Origin of the sequence: Streptomyces sp. NPDC057302, from assembly GCF_042667685.1 — a bacterium.
Lineage (GTDB): Bacteria > Actinomycetota > Actinomycetes > Streptomycetales > Streptomycetaceae > Streptomyces.
On the sequence record NZ_JBHUZJ010000054.1, the window covers coordinates 12,029 to 30,955 of the forward strand.

16 protein-coding genes are annotated in these 18,927 nt (G+C 72.2%); 11 read left to right on the forward strand and 5 right to left on the reverse strand.

The features are described from left to right. Positions 1 to 27: 27 nt before the first annotated feature. From rpoZ to ACFUPX_RS29930, 4 genes are all read left to right on the forward strand, one after another. Positions 28 to 300: a DNA-directed RNA polymerase subunit omega gene (rpoZ, locus tag ACFUPX_RS29915; protein ID WP_005319902.1), complete on the forward strand. Its 273-nt coding sequence runs from the start codon at positions 28 to 30 to the stop codon at positions 298 to 300. A 118-nt stretch (positions 301 to 418) separates the two neighbouring features. Beyond that, the gene (gene coaBC, locus ACFUPX_RS29920) at positions 419 to 1,630 is read left to right on the forward strand and encodes a bifunctional phosphopantothenoylcysteine decarboxylase/phosphopantothenate--cysteine ligase CoaBC (RefSeq protein WP_383329459.1); all 1,212 of its coding nucleotides are present in this window, start codon (positions 419 to 421) and stop codon (positions 1,628 to 1,630) included. 313 nt (positions 1,631 to 1,943) lie between these two features. Beyond that, a complete protein-coding gene (gene metK / locus ACFUPX_RS29925) occupies positions 1,944 to 3,152 on the forward strand; it encodes a methionine adenosyltransferase (RefSeq protein WP_383271923.1) in 1,209 nt (402 codons plus the stop codon). Between the two features lie 135 nt (positions 3,153 to 3,287). Further along, positions 3,288 to 5,486 (forward strand): primosomal protein N', encoded by a 2,199-nt coding sequence (locus ACFUPX_RS29930; protein WP_383329462.1) that lies wholly within the window; start codon positions 3,288 to 3,290, stop codon positions 5,484 to 5,486. A gap of 429 nt (positions 5,487 to 5,915) precedes the next feature. Here the strand turns inward: ACFUPX_RS29930 and ACFUPX_RS29935 are convergent, their stop codons facing one another. Continuing rightward, complete coding sequence (locus tag ACFUPX_RS29935; RefSeq protein WP_383329465.1) at positions 5,916 to 6,482, reverse strand: hypothetical protein; 567 nt, start codon at positions 6,480 to 6,482, stop codon at positions 5,916 to 5,918. A gap of 317 nt (positions 6,483 to 6,799) precedes the next feature. Between ACFUPX_RS29935 and fmt the strand changes: the two genes are divergently transcribed. After that, complete coding sequence (fmt, locus tag ACFUPX_RS29940; protein WP_383329468.1) at positions 6,800 to 7,744, forward strand: methionyl-tRNA formyltransferase; 945 nt, start codon at positions 6,800 to 6,802, stop codon at positions 7,742 to 7,744. A 34-nt stretch (positions 7,745 to 7,778) separates the two neighbouring features. Continuing rightward, positions 7,779 to 9,227 carry an RsmB/NOP family class I SAM-dependent RNA methyltransferase gene (locus tag ACFUPX_RS29945; protein WP_383329471.1) on the forward strand — a complete coding sequence of 483 codons (1,449 nt, stop codon included), beginning with the start codon at positions 7,779 to 7,781 and terminating at the stop codon, positions 9,225 to 9,227. On the opposite strand, the gene ACFUPX_RS29950 is transcribed toward ACFUPX_RS29945, so the two are convergent. Next, positions 9,201 to 11,468: an MMPL family transporter gene (locus ACFUPX_RS29950; RefSeq protein WP_383329474.1), complete on the reverse strand. Its 2,268-nt coding sequence runs from the start codon at positions 11,466 to 11,468 to the stop codon at positions 9,201 to 9,203. The two genes, ACFUPX_RS29945 and ACFUPX_RS29950, sit on opposite strands and share 27 nt — an antisense overlap. A 132-nt stretch (positions 11,469 to 11,600) precedes the next feature. On the opposite strand from ACFUPX_RS29950, the gene rpe reads away from it, so the two are divergent. The 5 genes from rpe (at position 11,601) to ACFUPX_RS29975 (ending at position 15,976) form a co-directional block, all read left to right on the forward strand. Beyond that, positions 11,601 to 12,287 carry a ribulose-phosphate 3-epimerase gene (rpe, locus tag ACFUPX_RS29955; RefSeq protein ID WP_383329477.1) on the forward strand — a complete coding sequence of 229 codons (687 nt, stop codon included), beginning with the start codon at positions 11,601 to 11,603 and terminating at the stop codon, positions 12,285 to 12,287. Between the two features lie 203 nt (positions 12,288 to 12,490). Further along, complete coding sequence (locus tag ACFUPX_RS29960) at positions 12,491 to 13,489, forward strand: sugar-binding transcriptional regulator (RefSeq protein WP_383329573.1); 999 nt, start codon at positions 12,491 to 12,493, stop codon at positions 13,487 to 13,489. A gap of 91 nt (positions 13,490 to 13,580) precedes the next feature. Continuing rightward, complete coding sequence (locus tag ACFUPX_RS29965; RefSeq protein WP_383329480.1) at positions 13,581 to 13,988, forward strand: ribonuclease domain-containing protein; 408 nt, start codon at positions 13,581 to 13,583, stop codon at positions 13,986 to 13,988. After that, on the forward strand, positions 13,985 to 14,359 hold the full coding sequence (locus tag ACFUPX_RS29970; protein WP_383329483.1) for a barstar family protein: 375 nt from the start codon (positions 13,985 to 13,987) through the stop codon (positions 14,357 to 14,359). The genes ACFUPX_RS29965 and ACFUPX_RS29970 overlap by 4 nt, the downstream gene beginning before the upstream one ends. A gap of 174 nt (positions 14,360 to 14,533) precedes the next feature. Beyond that, positions 14,534 to 15,976: a GuaB1 family IMP dehydrogenase-related protein gene (locus tag ACFUPX_RS29975; RefSeq protein WP_383329486.1), complete on the forward strand. Its 1,443-nt coding sequence runs from the start codon at positions 14,534 to 14,536 to the stop codon at positions 15,974 to 15,976. On the opposite strand, the gene ACFUPX_RS29980 is transcribed toward ACFUPX_RS29975, so the two are convergent. The 3 genes from ACFUPX_RS29980 to ACFUPX_RS29990 are packed head-to-tail and all read right to left on the reverse strand — an operon-like array spanning position 15,973 to position 18,910. Continuing rightward, positions 15,973 to 16,992 (reverse strand): GDSL-type esterase/lipase family protein, encoded by a 1,020-nt coding sequence (locus ACFUPX_RS29980; RefSeq protein WP_383329489.1) that lies wholly within the window; start codon positions 16,990 to 16,992, stop codon positions 15,973 to 15,975. The two genes, ACFUPX_RS29975 and ACFUPX_RS29980, sit on opposite strands and share 4 nt — an antisense overlap. Further along, on the reverse strand, positions 16,989 to 17,798 hold the full coding sequence (locus tag ACFUPX_RS29985) for an SDR family NAD(P)-dependent oxidoreductase (protein ID WP_383329492.1): 810 nt from the start codon (positions 17,796 to 17,798) through the stop codon (positions 16,989 to 16,991). The genes ACFUPX_RS29980 and ACFUPX_RS29985 overlap by 4 nt, the downstream gene beginning before the upstream one ends. Further along, positions 17,795 to 18,910, reverse strand: a complete 1,116-nt coding sequence (locus tag ACFUPX_RS29990; protein ID WP_383329495.1) for an LLM class flavin-dependent oxidoreductase — start codon at positions 18,908 to 18,910, stop codon at positions 17,795 to 17,797. Before ACFUPX_RS29990 ends, ACFUPX_RS29985 begins: the two co-directional genes overlap by 4 nt. Positions 18,911 to 18,927: the final 17 nt, after the last annotated feature.

Sequence of the window (18,927 nt, forward strand, 5' to 3'; positions counted from 1 at the left end):
AGCTCAATCCCCATCGGAAGGCAGAGAGTGTCCTCTTCCATCACTGCGCCCGAGGGCATCATCAACCCGCCGATTGATGAGCTCCTCGAAGCGACCGACTCGAAGTACAGCCTCGTGATCTACGCCGCCAAGCGCGCGCGTCAGATCAACGCGTACTACTCGCAGCTCGGTGAGGGCCTGTTGGAGTACGTCGGCCCGCTGGTGGACACGCACGTCCACGAGAAGCCGCTCTCGATCGCGCTCCGCGAGATCAACGCGGGTCTGCTGACGTCCGAGGCCATCGAGGGCCCGGCGCAGTAGTAGCCGTTCTTTTCTTGCAGTTCTTCATCCCGGGCCCGGCAGCGCGACTGCCGGGCCTGTGGTGTGTCATGGAGTCGTACGTTCCCCGGTGCGGGGATCGCGAGTGCGGGGAGGCACGGTGGGCAAGCCCAAGGTCGTTCTGGGGGTCAGCGGCGGTATCGCCGCGTACAAGGCCTGTGAGCTGCTGCGGCGGCTGACCGAGTCGGGCCATGACGTACGCGTCGTGCCGACCGAATCGGCGCTGCACTTCGTCGGCGCGGCGACCTGGTCCGCCCTGTCCGGCAACCCGGTCTCCACCGAGGTCTGGTCCGACGTCCACGAAGTGCCGCACGTACGGATCGGCCAGTCCGCCGACGTCGTGATCGTTGCCCCGGCGACCGCCGACATGATGGCGAAGGCCGCCCACGGCCTCGCCGACGACCTCCTGACGAACACGCTCCTCACCGCCCGCTGTCCGGTGATCTTCGCCCCCGCCATGCACACGGAGATGTGGGAGCACCCGGCCACGCAGGAGAACGTCGCCACGCTGCGCCGCCGCGGGGCCCTGGTCATCGAGCCCTCCGTGGGCCGCCTCACCGGCGTGGACACGGGCAAGGGCCGCTTCCCCGACCCGGTGGAGCTCTTCGAGGTCGTGCGCCGGGTCCTGGCGCGCGGCGACCTGCCCCGCGACCTCGCGGGGCGGCACGTCGTCGTCAGCGCGGGCGGGACGCGGGAGCCGCTGGACCCCGTCCGCTTCCTGGGCAACCGTTCCTCCGGCAAGCAGGGGTACGCGCTGGCCCGCAGCGCGGCGGCGCGCGGCGCCCGCGTTACGCTCGTGTCGGCGAACGCGGCGCTGCCGGAGCCCGCGGGCGTCGACATCGTGCCCGTCGGCACGGCCGTCCAGCTCCGCGAGGCGGTCCTGAAGGCGTCCGCGGACGCCGACGCCGTGGTGATGGCCGCAGCCGTGGCCGATTTCCGCCCCGAGACGTACGCGACCGGAAAGATCAAGAAGAAGGACGGACAGGAGCAGCCCCCGATCGCCCTGGTCCGCAACCCCGACATCCTCGCCGAGATCGCGGGCGAGAGGCCGCGCCCCGGCCAGGTCGTCGTCGGCTTCGCCGCCGAGACGGACGACGTGCTCGCCAACGGCCGCGCCAAGCTGGAGCGCAAGGGCTGCGACCTGCTCGTCGTCAACGAGGTGGGCGAGCGCAAGACGTTCGGCTCCGAGGAGAACGAAGCGGTCGTGCTCGGCGCCGACGGGAGCGAGACCCCCGTTCCCTACGGGCCGAAAGAAGCGCTCGCGGACACCGTCTGGGATCTCGTTGCGGAACGCCTGCCGAAGAATTCCTGACAGAGCAAGAGCGACGCCCGGAAGAAATCCCCTGCCGAAACCTCGGCGGAACAGGGGCGAAAACCCGGACTCGAATGTCACAATCGCCCCACTGGACGCCTCAAACCCGGGAAATTCGGGCGCGAGGCCCTCTGGTGGAGACCGATCGTCGTACCGCACAATGCAGTGCCGCAGGTCACAGCGCTCCCAAGTGGCGAGACACGTGGTCCGGCGGCCGAGTGTGACCGATAAACTGGTCTCGGACGACGCCGGGCGCAGCTCCCGGCCGTCCACCAATGATCAGCCAGCAGCCGCTGCAACCACAGGGAGCGATGTGTCCCGCCGTCTCTTCACCTCGGAGTCTGTGACCGAGGGTCACCCCGACAAGATCGCTGACCAGATCAGCGACACCATTCTCGACGCCCTTCTGCGGGAGGACCCGAAATCCCGGGTCGCCGTGGAGACGTTGATCACCACCGGCCTGGTGCACGTGGCCGGCGAGGTGACCACCAAGGCGTATGCGCCGATCGCGCAGCTGGTGCGCGACAAGATCCTCGAGATCGGTTACGACTCCTCGAAGAAGGGCTTCGACGGCGCCTCCTGTGGCGTCTCGGTGTCCATCGGCTCGCAGTCCCCCGACATCGCGCAGGGCGTCGACACGGCGTACGAGAAGCGCGTGGAGGGCGACGAGGATGAGCTCGACAAGCAGGGTGCGGGCGACCAGGGCCTGATGTTCGGCTACGCCTGCGACGAGACCCCGGAGCTGATGCCGCTCCCGATCCACCTCGCGCACCGCCTCTCGCGCCGCCTGTCCGAGGTCCGCAAGAACGGGACCATCCCGTACCTGCGCCCCGACGGCAAGACCCAGGTCACCATCGAGTACGACGGCGACAAGGCCGTCCGCCTCGACACGGTCGTGGTCTCCTCGCAGCACGCGTCGGACATCGACCTGGACTCGCTGCTGGCTCCCGACATCCGGGAGTTCGTGGTCGAGGCCGAGCTGAAGGCGCTCCTCGAGGACGGCATCAAGCTGGAGACCGAGGGCTACCGCCTCCTGGTCAACCCGACCGGCCGCTTCGAGATCGGCGGCCCGATGGGCGACGCCGGCCTCACCGGCCGCAAGATCATCATCGACACGTACGGCGGCATGGCCCGCCACGGCGGCGGCGCCTTCTCCGGCAAGGACCCGTCCAAGGTCGACCGCTCGGCCGCGTACGCGATGCGCTGGGTCGCCAAGAACGTGGTCGCCGCGGGCCTCGCCGCCCGCTGCGAGGTCCAGGTCGCCTACGCGATCGGCAAGGCCGAGCCGGTGGGCCTGTTCGTGGAGACGTTCGGCACGGCCACGGTCGACACCGACAAGATCGAGGCCGCCATCGCCGAGGTCTTCGACCTGCGCCCGGCCGCGATCATCCGCGACCTGGACCTGCTCCGCCCGATCTACGCCCAGACCGCCGCGTACGGCCACTTCGGCCGCGCGATCCCCGACTTCACGTGGGAGCGGACGGACCGCGTGGACGCGTTGCGGAAGGCCGCGGGGCTGTAAGGAGCCGTCAGGCTCCCTCGTTTCGCGAGTTCTGACCAAGCCCGGTTCCCCCTGGTCGGGGGCGCCGGGCTTCGTCGTGCCGTGGCGGATATCGGGCTCGCGGTCGTGTCAGTGGGGTCTGGTAGGAATGCTGCTGTGAGCAGCGAGAACCAGAAATCTGAGGGGGCGGGCGGAGCCGAGCCTCCGGAGCAGCTTGCGCTTATTCGGGAGACGGTGCGCAAGGCCGAGGTGCCGCGGGCCAAGCCGCGGACCTGGCGGGGGGCTCCGTTGGCCGCTCATTTGCCGGTGGCTCGGGTGCTTGTCGACAAAGGTGTGCTGCATCTTGACCGGTACTTCGACTATGCGGTGCCCGAGGAGTTGGACGAGCAGGCGCAGCCCGGGGTGCGGGTTCGGGTGCGGTTCGGGGCCGGGGCGCGGAACGTGCGGGGCGGGCGGCGTGAGGGTGGGGGGCTGATCGACGGGTTCCTTGTCGAGCGTGTCGCCGAGACCGACTATTCGGGGCCCCTTGCCGCTCTGGCGCAGGTCGTGTCGCCGGAGCCGGTGCTCGACGCGGAGTTGCTCGGGCTCGCTCGGGCCGTGGCCGATCGGTATGCGGGCAGCCTCGCCGATGTGTTGCAGCTGGCCGTTCCGCCTCGGCATGCCCGGGCCGAGGCGCGGGAGATGGGGGAGGTTCCGGCTCCTCCGGCCGCGCCTGATGCCGGGTCCTGGCAGCGGTACGGACATGGCGCCGAGTTTCTGGGGGCGCTCGCCTCCGGGGGTGCTCCTCGGGCCGTGTGGACCGCTCTTCCCGGGCCGGAGTGGGCCGAGGAGATCGCCAGAGCCGTGCAGGCGACGCTTGCTTCGGGGCGGGGGGCTCTGGTCGTCGTGCCTGCCGGGCGGCCCGCGGCGAGGGTCGATGCGGCGCTGACCGAGCTCATGGGGGCGGGGCAGCATGCTCTGCTCACCGCTGATGTGGGGCAGGAGCGGCGGTATCGCGAGTGGCTCTCCGTACGGCGTGGTGCCGTGCGGGCCGTCGTGGGCACCCGGGCCGCCATGTTCGCGCCCGTGCGCAATCTCGGGCTCGTCGTGATCTGGGACGACGGCGATGCCAGCCACAGCGATGACAACGCTCCCTTTCCGCATGTGCGCGAAGTGCTCGAGCTTCGGGCCTCGCGGGACAAGTGCGGTTTTCTGTTGGGGAGTTGGAGTTGCACGGTCGAGGCCGCGCAGCTCGTGGAGAGCGGGTGGGCGGCGCCGCTGGTCGCCGACCGTGAGCAGGTGCGGGGGGCCGCGCCGCTCGTACGGACCGTGGGGGACGGAGACCTTGCCCGGGACGGGGCGGCTCGGGCCGCGCGGCTGCCGACCCTTGCCTGGAACGTGGTGCGGGAGGGGCTGAAGCACGGGCCCGTGCTGGTGCAGGTGCCTCGGCGGGGATATGTGCCCAGGCTCGCCTGCGAGAGGTGCCGGGAGCCCGCGCGGTGCCGGCACTGTGCGGGGCCGCTGGAGGCGCGGGACGGTGGAGGGCTGTGGTGCGCCTGGTGCGGGGTGGAGGAAGGCGCCTGGCACTGCGGTGAGTGCGGGGGGTTCCGGCTGCGGGCGCAGGTCGTCGGGGCGCGGCGTACGGCCGAGGAGCTGGGGCGGGCGTTTCCGGCGGTGCCGGTGCGGACGTCCGGGCGGGAGCAGGTTCTTGACACCGTGCCGGGGACGCCCGCGCTGGTGGTGAGTACGCCGGGGGCGGAGCCTGTCGCCGAAGGCGGTTATGCCGCTGCCCTGTTGCTCGACGGGTGGGCCATGCTGGGGCGGCCCGATCTGCGGGCCGGGGAGGATGCCCTGCGGCGGTGGATCGGCGCGTCCTCGCTGGTGCGGCCGCAAGGGGAGGGCGGGACCGTGGTGGTCGTGGCCGAGCCGACGCTGCGGCCCGTGCAGGCGCTTGTGCGGTGGGATCCCGTGGGGCATGCGGTGCGGGAGCTTTCCGAGCGGGCCGAGTTGGGGTTTCCGCCGGTGTCGCGGATGGCTTCGGTGGCGGGGGCGTCGGAAGCGCTCTCCGCGTTTCTCGCGGCGGCGGAGCTGCCGGGGGACGCGGTGGTGTTGGGGCCCGTTCCTGTGCCGGAGGTCATGTCCGGGCCTGCGTCTGGGGCTGGGTCCGGCTCTGGGGCCGGTCCCGCGCGCCGGGGCGGGGGACCGGCTGTCGGGGAGCGGTGGGAGCGGGTGCTGGTGCGGGTGCCGCCGGGGAGCGGGGCGGCGCTTGCCGCTTCGCTGAAGGTGGCTCAGGCTGCGCGGATGGCCCGGGGGGCCGGGGGAGGTGGAGGGGCGGAGCCTGTGCGGATTCGGGTGGACCCGCTGGACATTGGCTAGGCCCGCCCTTGCTTTGGCCTCCCGCCGGGGGGTTTCCGCTGCGCGGTGCTGCCTGGGCGGGGCTTGCCGCCCTGCCCACATGCGCCCCGCAGCTTCGGGGTTGTGCCCACGCTTCCCCAAGCTCTCGGCTTCGCTCCGCTCGCGCAGGGGAGGCCCCGATCGCCCTGCGGAACGCCTGCCCACGAGGGGAGCGGCGGGTGCCTGCCCACAACGGGAGCGGCGGGTGCCTGCGACGGCGGCGGGCGGCGGTTCGCAACGCGGGTGCCTGCGACGGCGGCGGGCGCCTGTCCATAACGCGGGCGCCACCCGCGTTATGAACCGCCGCCCGGCCGTCGTCACAGTGCCTGGCACAACGGCGGTGGTCGTACGCAACGCGGGCGGCCTCCTGCCGGGGAAACCGGTAGGAGGCCGTCGATGCTGTCGGCGTACTCAGCCGTTGCGCGGGCCCGGGAAGGCGTTGGGGCGGGGGTCTTCGCGGAGGGCGGGGCTGCCTGCCGTGGGCTGGGTCGGCATGGCGCGGGCCGCGGGGACCGAAGGGACCGAGGGGACGGAAGGGAGAGGGGCGCCGACCGGGACCGGGGGGCGGACGGACGCGGAGGAGGGGACTGTCTCCGTGGCGCGCTCCGCTTCCGCCGCCGCCTGGGTCGTGGCCCGGCGGGCGCCGTAACGGCGGTGCACCGCCTGCTTGGTGACCCCGAGGGCCGAGCCCACCGCGTCCCACGAGAAGCCCAGCGAGCGGTCGAAGTCGACCGCGGCGGTGACCAGTGTCTCGACGCTGTCCCGCAGCTCCTGGGCGAGGCGGACGGTCGGGGCGGGGGCGCGCCCGTACACGACGAAGCCCGCGGAGGGGCTGGAGCGCCGGGGGCGGTAGACGTTGCCGAGCTGGGCGGTGAGCGTACGCAGTGCGTCCACCTGCCGGCGGACCCGCTCGATGTCCCGGACCAGGAGATGCAGGCTGGCCCGTGCCTGGGCGTCGTGGGTTGCGTGGTCGGCCATGAACAAGCCTCTCGAACCGGCGTTGAAAAGGATCGGGCCGCGTCAGCGGCCCGTTGTGGTCAACTCTTTCTTGACCAACGCGCTAGTTCGTGTGGGGTCACGGTGCGGGGGCGTATGCGCATATGTACAGGGCGCGCGTGGGCGCGCACGCCCCCGGGCGTGCGGCATCCGGAATGGCTCGGAATGGCTCGGAACGGCTCACGGAACGGATCCCGGATCGGCTCACGGCATGGCCCCGCGGAGGGCGGCCCGGCAGAGCGGCTCATAGACTGGTGCGCTGCCCGCACGTTCCCGTCCCGAGAGGCCGACAGCCACCGATGAAGCTCGTCTTCGCAGGCACCCCCGAGGTCGCCGTCCCCGCCCTGGACGCCCTGATCGCCTCCGACCGGCACGAGGTGGCCGCCGTCGTCACCCGGCCCGACGCCCCCGCGGGCCGCGGCCGCAGGCTCGTCGCGAGCCCCGTCGCCCAGCGCGCGGAGGAGGCCGGGATCGAGGTCCTCAAGCCCGCCAAGCCGCGCGACGAGGAGTTCCTGGCCCGGCTGCGCGAGATCGCCCCCGACTGCTGCCCGGTCGTCGCCTACGGCGCCCTGCTGCCCAAGGTCGCCCTGGACGTCCCGACCCGCGGCTGGGTCAACCTGCACTTCTCGCTGCTGCCCGCCTGGCGCGGCGCCGCGCCCGTGCAGCACGCCGTGATGGCGGGCGACGAGATCACCGGCGCTTCCACCTTCCTGATCGAGCAGGGGCTCGACTCCGGCCCGGTGTACGGCACCGTCACCGAGGTCGTCAGGCCCACCGACACCAGCGGTGACCTCCTCACCCGCCTCGCCTTCGCGGGCTCCGGGCTGCTCGCCGCCACCATGGACGGCATCGAGGACGGCGCCCTGAAGGCCGTACCGCAGCCCGCCGACGGCATCACCCTCGCCCCGAAGATCACCGTCGAGGACGCCCAGGTGGACTGGGCCGCCCCGGCCCTGCGCGTCGACCGGATCGTGCGCGGCTGCACCCCGGCCCCCGGCGCCTGGTCCGTGTTCCGCGGGGAGCGCCTGAAGATCATCCAGGCCGCGCTCGTCCCGGACCGCACCGACCTCGCGCCCGGCGAGCTCGCCGCCGCCAAGAACAACGTGTACGTCGGCAGCGGCTCGCACGCCGTGGAGCTGCTCTGGGTCCAGCCGCAGGGCAAGAAGCCGATGCGCGGCGCCGACTGGGCGCGCGGGGTGCGGATCGCCCCGGACGAGCGCCTCGGCGCCACCGACGTACGCTGAACAGGTTCAGCCCCCATCCAATAGCGGAGCACCTTTGAACGACCAGCCCAGCCGTCGTCCCCCGAAGCAGGGGAAGCCCGGCAAGCCCCACCGCCGCCCCAAGAAGGACCCCGTCCGCTTCCTCGCCTTCGAGGCGCTGCGGGCCGTGGACGAGCGCGACGCCTACGCGAACCTCGTCCTGCCCCCGCTCCTGCGCAAGGCCCGGGAGAAGGAGGGGCCCGAGAAGTTCGACGCGCGTGACGCGGCGCTCGCCACCGAGCTGGTCTACGGGACGCTGCGCAGGCAGGGAACGTACGACGCGATCGTGGCGGCCTGCATCGACCGGCCGCTGCGCGAGGTCGACCCGCCGGTCCTGGACGTGCTGAACATGGGCGTGCACCAGCTGCTCGGGACGCGCATCCCGACGCACGCCGCCGTCTCCGCCTCGGTGGAGCTGGCGCGCGTGGTGCTCGGTGACGGGCGGGCCAAGTTCGTCAACGCGGTCCTGCGCAAGGTCGCCGCCGACGATCTCGACGGCTGGGTGGCCAGGGTCGCGCCGCCCTACGACGAGGACGCCGAGGACCACCTCGCCGTCGTCCACTCGCACCCCCGCTGGGTCGTCTCCGCGCTCTGGGACGCCCTCGGCGGCGGCCGTGCGGGCATCGAGGACCTGCTCGAGGCCGACAACGAGCGGCCCGAGGTCACCCTCGTGGCCCGGCCGGGACGTACGACCGCCGGTGAACTCCTCGACGCGGTCGGTGAGGAGTCCGCGCTGCCGGGTCGCTGGTCGCCGTATGCCGTGCGGCTCAGCGAAGGCGGCGAGCCCGGATCGATCGACGCCGTGCGCGAGGGCCGTGCCGGGGTCCAGGACGAGGGCAGTCAGCTCGTCGCGATCGCACTCGCGAACGCCCCGGTCGAGGGGCGCGACGAGAGGTGGCTCGACGGCTGCGCGGGACCCGGCGGCAAGGCCGCCATGCTCGCCGGTCTCGCCGCTCAGCGTGGCGCGACCCTGCTCGCCGCCGAGAAGCAGCCGCACCGGGCCCGCCTCGTCGCGCAGGCCCTGCGGGGCAACCCGGGTCCGTACGAGGTCATCGCCGCCGACGGCACCCGGCCGCCGTGGCAGCCCGGCACCTTCGACCGCGTCCTGGTGGACGTGCCCTGCACGGGACTCGGCGCCCTGCGCCGGCGCCCCGAGGCCCGCTGGCGCCGCCGTCCGGAGGACCTGGACGGCTTCGCGCCGCTCCAGCGGGGACTGCTGCGTACCGCGTTGGAGTCCGTGCGCGTCGGAGGCGTCGTCGGATACGCCACCTGTTCCCCGCACCTCGCGGAGACGCGTGCCGTCGTCGACGACGTGCTCAAGCAGCACGAGGGCGCCGAACTGATCGACGCGCGCCCGCTGCTGCCCGGCGTCCCCGCCCTGGGCGACGGACCCGACCTCCAGCTGTGGCCGCACCTGCACGGCACGGACGCGATGTATCTAGCGCTGATCCGGCGGACGGCCTGACCCTTCCGAGTCCGACTCCGAGTCCGACTCCGACGCACCGGAACCCGCACTCGCCCCCGACCCCGACCCTGCCGTCACGGTCGAGGGCGTGCGGGCGGCCGGGTCCCTGCTCAGGGCGTGCGGCCACCAGACCTTCGGCCCCACGTCCAGGAACAAGGCTGTGACCAGGACGGACCGTACGACGAAGGTGTCGAGCAGGACGCCGAGCGCGACCGCGAAGCCGATCTCGGCGAAGCCCACCATCGGGAGCGTGCCGAGCGCGGCGAACGTGCCCGCGAGGACCAGGCCCGCCGAGGTGATCACCGCGCCGGTCGCGGCGAGGCCCGTGACCACGCCCGCACGCGTGCCCTGTCGGCCCGCCTCCTCGCGGATGCGGGTCGACAGGAAGATGTTGTAGTCGATGCCGAGGGCCACCAGGAACACGAAGACGAACAGCGGGAAGTCCGTGGCCTCGCCCGCGTAGTCGAAGACGTGGTGGAAGGCGAGCGCGCTGATGCCCAGCGCGGCGGTGAACGAGAGAACGACCGTCGCGATCAGGAGCAGCGGCGCGACCAGGGCACGCAGCAGCAGGGCGAGGATCAGCAGGACGACCAGGAGGACGAGCGGGATCACCAGCTTGTTGTCGTGGGTCGTGGCGCGGTCCATGTCCAGGATGGCCGCCGTGTTGCCGCCCACCTGCGCGTCCGCGTCGGGCACCGCGTGCACCGCGTCGCGCACCCGCTGCACGGTCTGCTTGGCCGCCTCGCTGTCGGTGGCGTCGGTCGTCGTCACCTCGAACAGGACCTTGCCCTCGTACTCCGGTTTGGTGCCCGGCGGTACGACGATGCTGGAGGGGACCACCCCGCGCGTCCGGGCGACCGTGTCACGGACCTCGTCGCCCCGGGCCGCGTTCGCCACGACCACCAGCGGGTCACCGCTGCCCGCGTCGAAGTACTCGGCCTGCACCTCCTGGCCCACGATCGAGTCCGGCTTGTCCGTGAACGAGTCCGCGTTGCTCAGCCCGTCCGCGCGCAGCTGCGTCATGCCCAGTGCGAGCGCCGCGAGCACCACCGCGGTGATGCTCCAGGTCAGGCGGGGGCGGTGGGCGATCCGGCGGCCCGTGCGGGCCCAGACGCCCCGCTCGGTGGGCTCCTGGGAGCCGTTGTGCGGGACCAGCGGCCAGAAGAGCCACCGGCCGCAGACCACGAGGAGCGCGGGGAACAGCGACAGCATCGCGATCAGGGCGACCGCGACACCGATGGCGGCGACGGGACCCAGGCCCCGCGTCGAGTTCATGTCGGCGGTGAGCAGGACCAGCATGCTGACGACGACCGTGGCACCCGAGGCGATGACCGCGGGGCCCGCCCGGTGCAGGGCCAGCTGCATCGCTTCGTGCCGGTCCTCGTGCCTGCGCAGCTCTTCGCGGTAGCGGGCGACCAGGAGCAGGGCATAGTCCGTCCCCGCCCCGAAGACGAGCACCGTGAGGATGCCCGCGCTCTGGCCGTTGACCGTCAGCCCCGCGTGCTCCGCGAGCAGGTAGATCAGCGCCTGCGCGGTGAAGAGGGAGACGACCGCCGAGATCAGCGGGACGATCAGGAGGACCGGACTGCGGTAGGTGATCAGGAGGATCACCACGACGACGCCGCCCGCCGCGAGGAGCAGCGTCGAGTCGAGGCCCTCGAACGCCTCGGAGAAGTCCGCGGACGTGCCGCCGGGCCCGGTGACGTGCACCGCGAGACCGTCGGAACTTTCCCCGGTGCCGCCCACGCCCGCCCGGATGGAGTCGACGGCGGGCGCGATCCGCTCCCAGCCCTTCTCGTCCATGGTGATGGGCACGAAGACCTGCGCCGCCTTGGCCGCATCGGCGCCCGCGGCCTTCTTCGTGTCGAAGAGGGGGCCGCGCGTCTCCTCGCCGCGGATGCCGTGGGCGCTCAGCTCCTTGAGCTCGCCCACGTCCTTCCTGATCTGCGCCCGGTCCTTCGCGGTGAGCCCGCTCTCACGGGCGTACACGACGATCGCCGGAATCTGCTCCGGCCTGAAATCCTCGGAGACCTTCAGGACTTGGGTGGACTCCGCGGAACCCGGCAGCCAGGACGAGGCCTGGTTGTCCTGGGCGTCCGTGAGCTTCTGGGCGAGCGGTGCGGCGGCGACGATCACCACCAGCCAGAACAGCACCACCAGCCACTTGGTGCGCCGCCCGCACACCAGCCAGGCCACGCCTCGGCCCGTCTGGCGCTGTCCGTCCGACCGTTCGTCTGGCATGGCTACCCCCGCTGCCCCACGTGGTGCCGGTGGACCGCCCAGCATGGCACGAGGTCCATGGTCAAAGGGGCCGGTCGGCTCACGCTTCGGACCGTGGGAGGCAACGCGCGCCGGGCATGGCAGTCTTGGGGCATGGCCGTGCAGATCAACCCCAGCATCCTGTCCGCGGATTTCGCCCGTCTTGCCGAGGAGGCAAGGGCGGTCGAAGGTGCCGACTGGCTCCATGTCGACGTCATGGACAACCACTTCGTCCCGAACCTCACCCTCGGGGTGCCGGTCGTAGAGTCGCTGGCGCGAGCGACGGACACGCCGCTGGACTGCCATCTGATGATCGAGGACGTCGATCGCTGGGCTCCGCAGTACGTCGAAGCGGGAGCCGGATCGGTCACCTTCCACGTGGAGGCCGCCGCGGCGCCCGTCCGCCTGGCCCGTGAGATCCGCGCGCAGGGCGCCCGCGCCTCCATGGCGCTGCGGCCCGCGACCCCCATCGAGCCGTACGAGGACCTGCTCCCCGAGCTCGACATGCTGCTGATCATGACCGTCGAGCCGGGGTTCGGCGGCCAGGCCTTCCTCGACATCATGCTTCCCAAGATCCGCCGCACCCGTGAGCTGATCAGCAAGCACGGCCTCGAACTCTGGCTCCAGGTGGACGGCGGCGTCTCCGCCTCGACCATCGAGCGCTGCGCCGAGGCGGGCGCCGACGTCTTCGTGGCCGGATCCGCGGTGTACGGCGCGGACGACCCCGCGGCGGCGGTACGTGCACTGCGCAACCAGGCGGCCGGGGCGATGTCCACGGCGGCATGGGCGTGCGGCCACTGAGCCACGGATACGTGAACGCAGTCCTTCAGGGCTGATCAAGTACGTCGGATCTGCAAGGATGAACGGCGAACCCGGGTTGTGCTGCGGCAATGCGCGCGAAGCCGCACCAATGGGTGTGAATGCGTATGCGCGTGAACGCGCGCACGTCAGTTGCTTGAAATGACAGTGAGGAGATCGTCGTGTCGACGGGCGGCCGGTCAGCCATGCGGATGGGACCCGCGGAGCTGGTGCAGGCGGCGGCCATGGCCCGCCGCTTCTATCTCGAGGGCAAGTCGAAGATCCAGATCGCCGAGGAGTTCGGCGTCAGCCGCTTCAAGGTGGCCCGGGTTCTGGAGACGGCTCTCGAGCGCGATCTCGTACGGATCGAGATCCGTGTGCCCGCCGAGCTGGACGCGGAGCGCTCGGACGCGCTGCGCGCCCGCTACGGCCTGCGGCACGCGGTCGTGGTCGAGTCGCCCACCTCGGCCGACGAGGTCGAGGAGTCGCCCGATCCCGAGAACCTCGGTGAGGTCGCGGCCGATCTGCTCGGCGAACTGGTGACCGAGGGCGATGTGCTCGGCCTCGCGTGGGGGCGCTCGACGATCCACATGGCCGCGGCGCTCGACCAGCTGCCGCCCTGCACGGTCGTGCAGCTGACGGGTGTGTACGACGCCGGGACCGCCGAACGCGGTTCGGTCGAGGCCGTGCGGCGTGCCGCGCAGGTCTCGGGCGGCGAGGCCCACCCCATCTACGCGCCGATGCTCCTGCCGGACCCGGCCACGGCCGCCGCGCTGCGGAACCAGACCGGGATCGCTCGGGCTTTCGAGTACTTCGACAAGGTCACCGTCGCCGCCGTCTCCATCGGCTCCTGGGAGCCCGGCATCTCCACGGTCCACGACATGCTCAGCGACGAGGAGCGCGCGCACTACGCCTCGCTGGGAGTGGCCGCCGAGATGTCCGCGCACCTCTTCGACGCCGAGGGGCGCCGGGTCGGGCGCGACCTGGGGGAGCGGTGCATCACCGTCGAGGCCGACCGGCTGCGGCGCATCCCCGAGGTCGTCGCCATCGCCGGTGGGCAGCGGAAGGCCGCCGCGATCGACGCGGTGCTGCGTTCGGGGCTCGTCACCAGCCTCGTGACGGACACCGCTGCCGCGGATCAGCTGCTGATCATGGGGCACACGCCGCATCCGGCGCTTGACCGGGCCGACCCGGACGGCAGCTGAGTCGCTGCGGGTACGCCGTGGCTGGGCGCGCAGTTCCCCGCGCCCCTTCGGGGCGCTGCGGTACGGGGACGGCTATGGAAGCATCTGCCCCATGGTGCTCCGGTTTGTACCTCGTGTATTGGGTGCGTTGCTGGTCTGCCTCGCCGCTCTCGTCACTGGTTGTTCCTCGGGCAGCGGCGGGGCTGTGGAGGCTTCGGCTTCCGCCCCCGCCTGGGCGCACGGCATGGCCACCGTCCCCGCCGGCCGGCTGCCCGCCGAGGCCCGGCGGACGTTGCGGCTCATCGATGACGGCGGGCCCTTCCCGTACGCCAAGGACGGCTCCACCTTCGGCAACTTCGAGGGCGGGCTGCCCGAGCGGCGGCGCGGTCACTACCGCGAGTACACCGTGCCCACCCCGGGCGCACGCGACCGGGGCGCACGCCGGATCGTCACCGGGAGCGGCGGCGAGACCTACTACACGGACGACCACTACCAATCCTTCAAGGCGGTACTGAGATGACGTCCGAACCTCCGGCGCAGCCGCTGGCATCCGTCCTCGCGGCCGTCCACGCCGCCGGAATGGCCACCGTCTCGCTCGACCTGGAGGGGGTGCGCGACAAGGCGGCCTTCATGGACCGCTGCGCCCGCGCGCTGGAGCTGCCCGAATGGTTCGGGCGCAACTGGGACGCGCTCGCCGACTGCCTCACCGACCTCGGATGGGCGCCTCCCGCGCCCGGCCGCCTCTTCGTCGTCACGGGCTGGCAGGAGTACGCCGATGCGGCGCCCCAGGAGTGGATCGTCGCCCAGGAGGTGTTCACCGACGCGGTCGAGTACGCCAGGCAGCGCGGGACGGGCCTGGAGATCGTTCTCGCGCTAGGCGCCCGCGCCTGAGCGGACGGTGACCACCGGGGCCGCCGCTTGGAGGTTCCGACCAGGGGCCTTCCGCTGCGACTGGGTGATCATCCCAGGCGGCGCACGGCCCAGGACATGGGACACTGAAGTACGTGCTTTTCCCTCGGCCTAACTGTCCGGGGGCCACCTCTGATCGACTGGGATGAGCAGCACGTGCGCTTCCTCAATGACATCCAGCCTGCGTACGACCTGACGTACGACGACGTCTTCATGGTGCCGCGGCGCTCCGCCGTCGGATCGCGTCAGGGCGTGGACCTCTCGTCGCCGGACGGCACCGGCACCACGATCCCGCTGGTCGTCGCGAACATGACCGCGATCGCGGGACGCCGGATGGCCGAGACCGTCGCCCGCCGCGGCGGCCTCGTCGTGATCCCGCAGGACATTCCGATCGAGGTCGTCACCGAGGTCATCTCCTGGGTCAAGACGCGCCACCACGTCCTGGACACCCCGATCGTCCTGGCCCCCACGCAGACCGTCGCCGACGCGCTCGCGCTGCTGTCCAAGCGCGCGCACAACGCGGGCGTCGTCGTGGACGCGGACCAGAAGCCGATCGGCGTCGTCACCGACACGGACCTGAACGGCGTCGACCGCTTCACCCAGATCTCCGAGGTCATGTCCAAGGACCTCGTGCTCCTGGACGCGGACATCGACCCGCGCGACGCCTTCAACAAGCTGGACGCCGCCAACCGCAGGTACGCGCCCGCGGTGGGCAAGGACGGCCGCCTGGCCGGCATCCTGACCCGCACCGGCGCCCTGCGCGCGACGCTCTACTCGCCCGCCCTGGACGCCAAGGGCAAGCTGCGCATCGCCGCCGCCGTCGGCATCAACGGCGATGTCGCGGCCAAGGCCAAGCAGCTCCTCGACGCGGGCGCTGACACGCTCGTCGTGGACACCGCGCACGGCCACCAGGAGTCGATGATCGCCGCGGTCAAGGCCGTGCGCGCGCTCGACCCGCAGGTGCCGATCGTCGCGGGCAACATCGTGGCCGCCGAGGGTGTGCGGGACCTGATCGAGGCCGGCGCGGACATCATCAAGGTCGGTGTGGGCCCCGGCGCCATGTGCACCACGCGCATGATGACCGGTGTCGGCCGCCCGCAGTTCTCCGCGGTGCTCGAGTGCGCCGCCGAGGCCGCGAAGTTCGGCAAGCACGTGTGGGCCGACGGCGGAGTCCGCCACCCCCGTGACGTCGCCATGGCGCTGGCCGCCGGTGCTTCGAACGTCATGATCGGCTCGTGGTTCGCCGGGACGTACGAGTCCCCGGGCGACCTCCAGCAGGACGCCAACGGCCGCCTGTACAAGGAGTCGTTCGGCATGGCGTCCGCGCGTGCGGTGAAGAACCGCACCAGCGAGGAGTCGGCCTACGACCGCGCCCGCAAGGCGCTGTTCGAGGAGGGCATCTCGACTTCGCGGATGTTCCTGGACCCCGAGCGGCCCGGCGTCGAGGACCTGATCGACTCGATCATCGCGGGTGTCCGTTCCTCCTGCACGTATGCGGGCGCGGGGTCCCTGGCCGAGTTTGCCGAGCGGGCCACCGTGGGTGTGCAGAGCGCCGCGGGTTACGCGGAGGGCAAGCCCCTCCACGCCTCCTGGAGTTAGCCGCTTCGCGGGGAGCTGTGCCATGCGTCCGCGGGTTTACCGTGGCTGGTCGCGCAGTTCCCCGCGCCCCTCCCGGGCGCTGACATCACTGCCTTCGCCAGCAGCGCGTGGCCCTCGTCGCCCGGATGTACGCCGTCCACCAGGTGACCTGCGTGCAGCAGGCCGCCGCCCGGGAGCAGATCGGCCTTCGCGTCCAGGGCCGCCCTCTCCACCGCGTTCCGCAGGTCCTGGAGCGTCGCCCCGAGGGCGTTCGGTGTCGTCTCGGCGTCCGGGCGGATCACCGGGGAGACCACCAGGAGAGGGACGTCCGGGTGGCCCCGGCGCACCAGGGCCAGGAACGCCCGCGTCGTCTCGTACAGCAGCCCCGCCGAATGCGGCGTACGCGACCAGCAGTTCGTGCCGAAGGCCACGGTGAGCAAGTCCGCGTCCAGCGAGGCCAGTTGCTCGGCGCTCGCCGGCTCTCCGCGTGCCGCGCCCGCGTAGCCGAGGTTCACCGTCTCCAGGCCGAGGGCCCGCCCCGCCAGCGCGGGCCACGCCAGATGCGGACGCGAGGCCGACCAGCCCTCCGCGATCGAGTCGCCGTGGACGAGCCAGCGCGGCCGGCGCGCGGCGGGCGTCAGGGTGCCGTCCACCGGGCGCACCGCGTGCAGGACGGGCCGCAGCGTCTCCGGCAGGTGGAGAACGAAGTCGCCGTCAGGCTGCGGGAGATGAATCAGCGTCAGGTGCTCGCCGGGGGATGCCGGTGTGTCGATGGCGGCGGCCTCGCCCGTGAGCAGCGCGAGCAGCGTGAACACCGCGGGCGCATCGCGGTAGGAGTCCGCGGCCGACGGAGGCGACGCGGTGTACGCGACCTCCACGGCGCTCACTCCCCGCGCGGTGAACTCAAGGCGCACCCCGGCCGGCAGGCCCGCCCGCTCCCACGTGTCCCCCGGCAGCCGCGCCCGGTCGGCCGGGTCAGCGCGCAGCACCCCGCCGTCCTCGGCCCACCAGGGCGCGCCCCGCACGAACTCCCTCACCGCGCACCCCCGATGGTCGGATAGGGGAACTTCACGCCGACCCCGCCGTCCACGACGAGCGTCTGCCCGGTGACGTACGAGGAGAGCGGCGAGGCGAAGAACAGCAGGGCGGACGCGATGTCGGACGTCTCGGCCACGCGGTCGAGCGGGGCGTTGCGGGCGTTGCGCGCGCGGCCCTCCTCGCCGATCAGGCCCGCCACGCGTGGCGTCCAGACGACGCCGGGCGCCACCGCGTTCACCCGTACACCGCGCGGGCCGTACTCCACCGCCGCCGAGCGGACCAGGGAGATCAGGCCCGCCTTGGCCGCGCCGTACGCGGCGTGCAGGGGAGCCGCCGTCAGGCCCGACACCGACGCCACGAAGACCAGGGGGCCGCCGCCCGCGTCGGCGAGCGCCTCGCCGCCGTACTGGACCGCGAACCATGCCTGCCGCAGGACGAGGGAGAAGTGCCAGTCCCAGGACGCGTCGTCGAGGTCGGCCAGGGGGGTGTAGCGAGCCATGCCCACGATGTCGACGACACCGCCGATCGACCCCAACTCCCGCTGTGCGTAAGCGAACAGCTCCCGCATCTCGTCGCGCCGCGTCACGTCGGCGACGTACGCGATGCCGCCCGTCTCGGCGGCGACGGCTTCCGCCCGCCCCTTGTCGAGATCCACGCAGAGCACGCGCGCGCCCGCCGCGGTGAGCGCGTGGGCGGTCTGGCGGCCGATGCCGTTGCCCGCGCCGAGCAGGACGAAGACGCGGCCGTCCAGGCGGTGCAGGGCCGCGTAGTCGGGGACGGGGGAGGTGTCGAGGGGCTCGTTCACGGCTGCGCCCGCCGGGGCCGGTAGGCGGCCAGCTCCGGGATGACTTCCTTGCCCAGGATCTCGATCGTGCGCAGGATCTCCTGGTGCTCCAGAAAGCCCCACTGGACGTAGCAGATGAGCTGGTCGATGCCGAGATCCGCGTACCGCTTGGCCTTGCGGACGATCGTCTCCGCGTCGCCGATGAGGATCATGTCGCCGTCGTTGAACTCCTCGACGGGCACGCTGCCTTCGATGATCGGGGTGAGCAGGGGGAAGGTCCGCTCGCGCTCGTCGGGGGTCAGGTGCGGCAGCTCCCAGTCGAGCGTGAACTGGGCCAGGTTGCGGTACCACCAGGCCACCGAGTCCCAGACCCGCCGCGAAGGCCGGTCTGCCACGTGCACCAGCGTGTACGCGCTGACGCGGTCCGTGGTGACGTCCGTGATGGGCGAGGCAGTGCGCGCCGCCGCGCGGTAGGCGGCGACCTGGCGGGCCATCGCGTCGAGCGGCTGCATGATCGAGAAGGAGAGCAGACCGAGCCCCGCCGCGCCCGCCACCTCCGCGGAACCGGGTGACGTCGCCGCCATCCAGCACGGCGGATGCGGGTCCTGGACCGGCTTCGGCGTGACCATCCGGCGGGGGAAGGTGAAGCGCTCGGACTCGTAGGCGAAGTACTCCTCGCGCCACATGCCCGTCACGATCTCGATCGCCTCGCGCCAGTCGGACCGCGACTGCTCCCTGTCGACACCAAATGCCGTCTGCTCCATGGGAGTCGAGCGTCCCGTGCCCCACTCGACGCGGCCCTCCGAGAGCACGTCGACCGCCGCGACCTTCTCGGCGATCCGCTGCGGGGGAGTGAAGCCGAAGGGGGTGAGGGTGACGCCGAAGCCGAGGCGTATCCGCTCGGTGAGCGCCGCGAGATGGCCGAGGAGCACCTCGGGCGCCGGGCAGTGCGAGCGGCCCTCGCGGAAGTGGTGCTCCACGGCCCACACCGTGCGGAAGCCGACCCGGTCCGCGAGCCGGATCTGCTCCACGGCCTCGCGGTAGGCGCGCTGCTCGGCGATGCGCTGGCCGTGCGGATGGGGTCCGTTCCAGGGCTTGGGTACGTCGATCTCGTACAGCACATCGAGGTCCATGGCCTGCTGCCTCCCTC

Coding starts and splice junctions, on each gene's coding strand:
- ACFUPX_RS29935 (WP_383329465.1), bottom strand. CDS start 6,482: ATGGCCGACCACGCAACCCACGACGCCCAGGCACGGGCCAGCCTGCAT.
- fmt (WP_383329468.1), top strand. CDS start 6,800: ATGAAGCTCGTCTTCGCAGGCACCCCCGAGGTCGCCGTCCCCGCCCTG.
- ACFUPX_RS29950 (WP_383329474.1), bottom strand. CDS start 11,468: ATGCCAGACGAACGGTCGGACGGACAGCGCCAGACGGGCCGAGGCGTG.
- rpe (WP_383329477.1), top strand. CDS start 11,601: ATGGCCGTGCAGATCAACCCCAGCATCCTGTCCGCGGATTTCGCCCGT.
- ACFUPX_RS29960 (WP_383329573.1), top strand. CDS start 12,491: ATGCGGATGGGACCCGCGGAGCTGGTGCAGGCGGCGGCCATGGCCCGC.
- ACFUPX_RS29965 (WP_383329480.1), top strand. CDS start 13,581: ATGGTGCTCCGGTTTGTACCTCGTGTATTGGGTGCGTTGCTGGTCTGC.
- ACFUPX_RS29970 (WP_383329483.1), top strand. CDS start 13,985: ATGACGTCCGAACCTCCGGCGCAGCCGCTGGCATCCGTCCTCGCGGCC.
- ACFUPX_RS29990 (WP_383329495.1), bottom strand. CDS start 18,910: ATGGACCTCGATGTGCTGTACGAGATCGACGTACCCAAGCCCTGGAAC.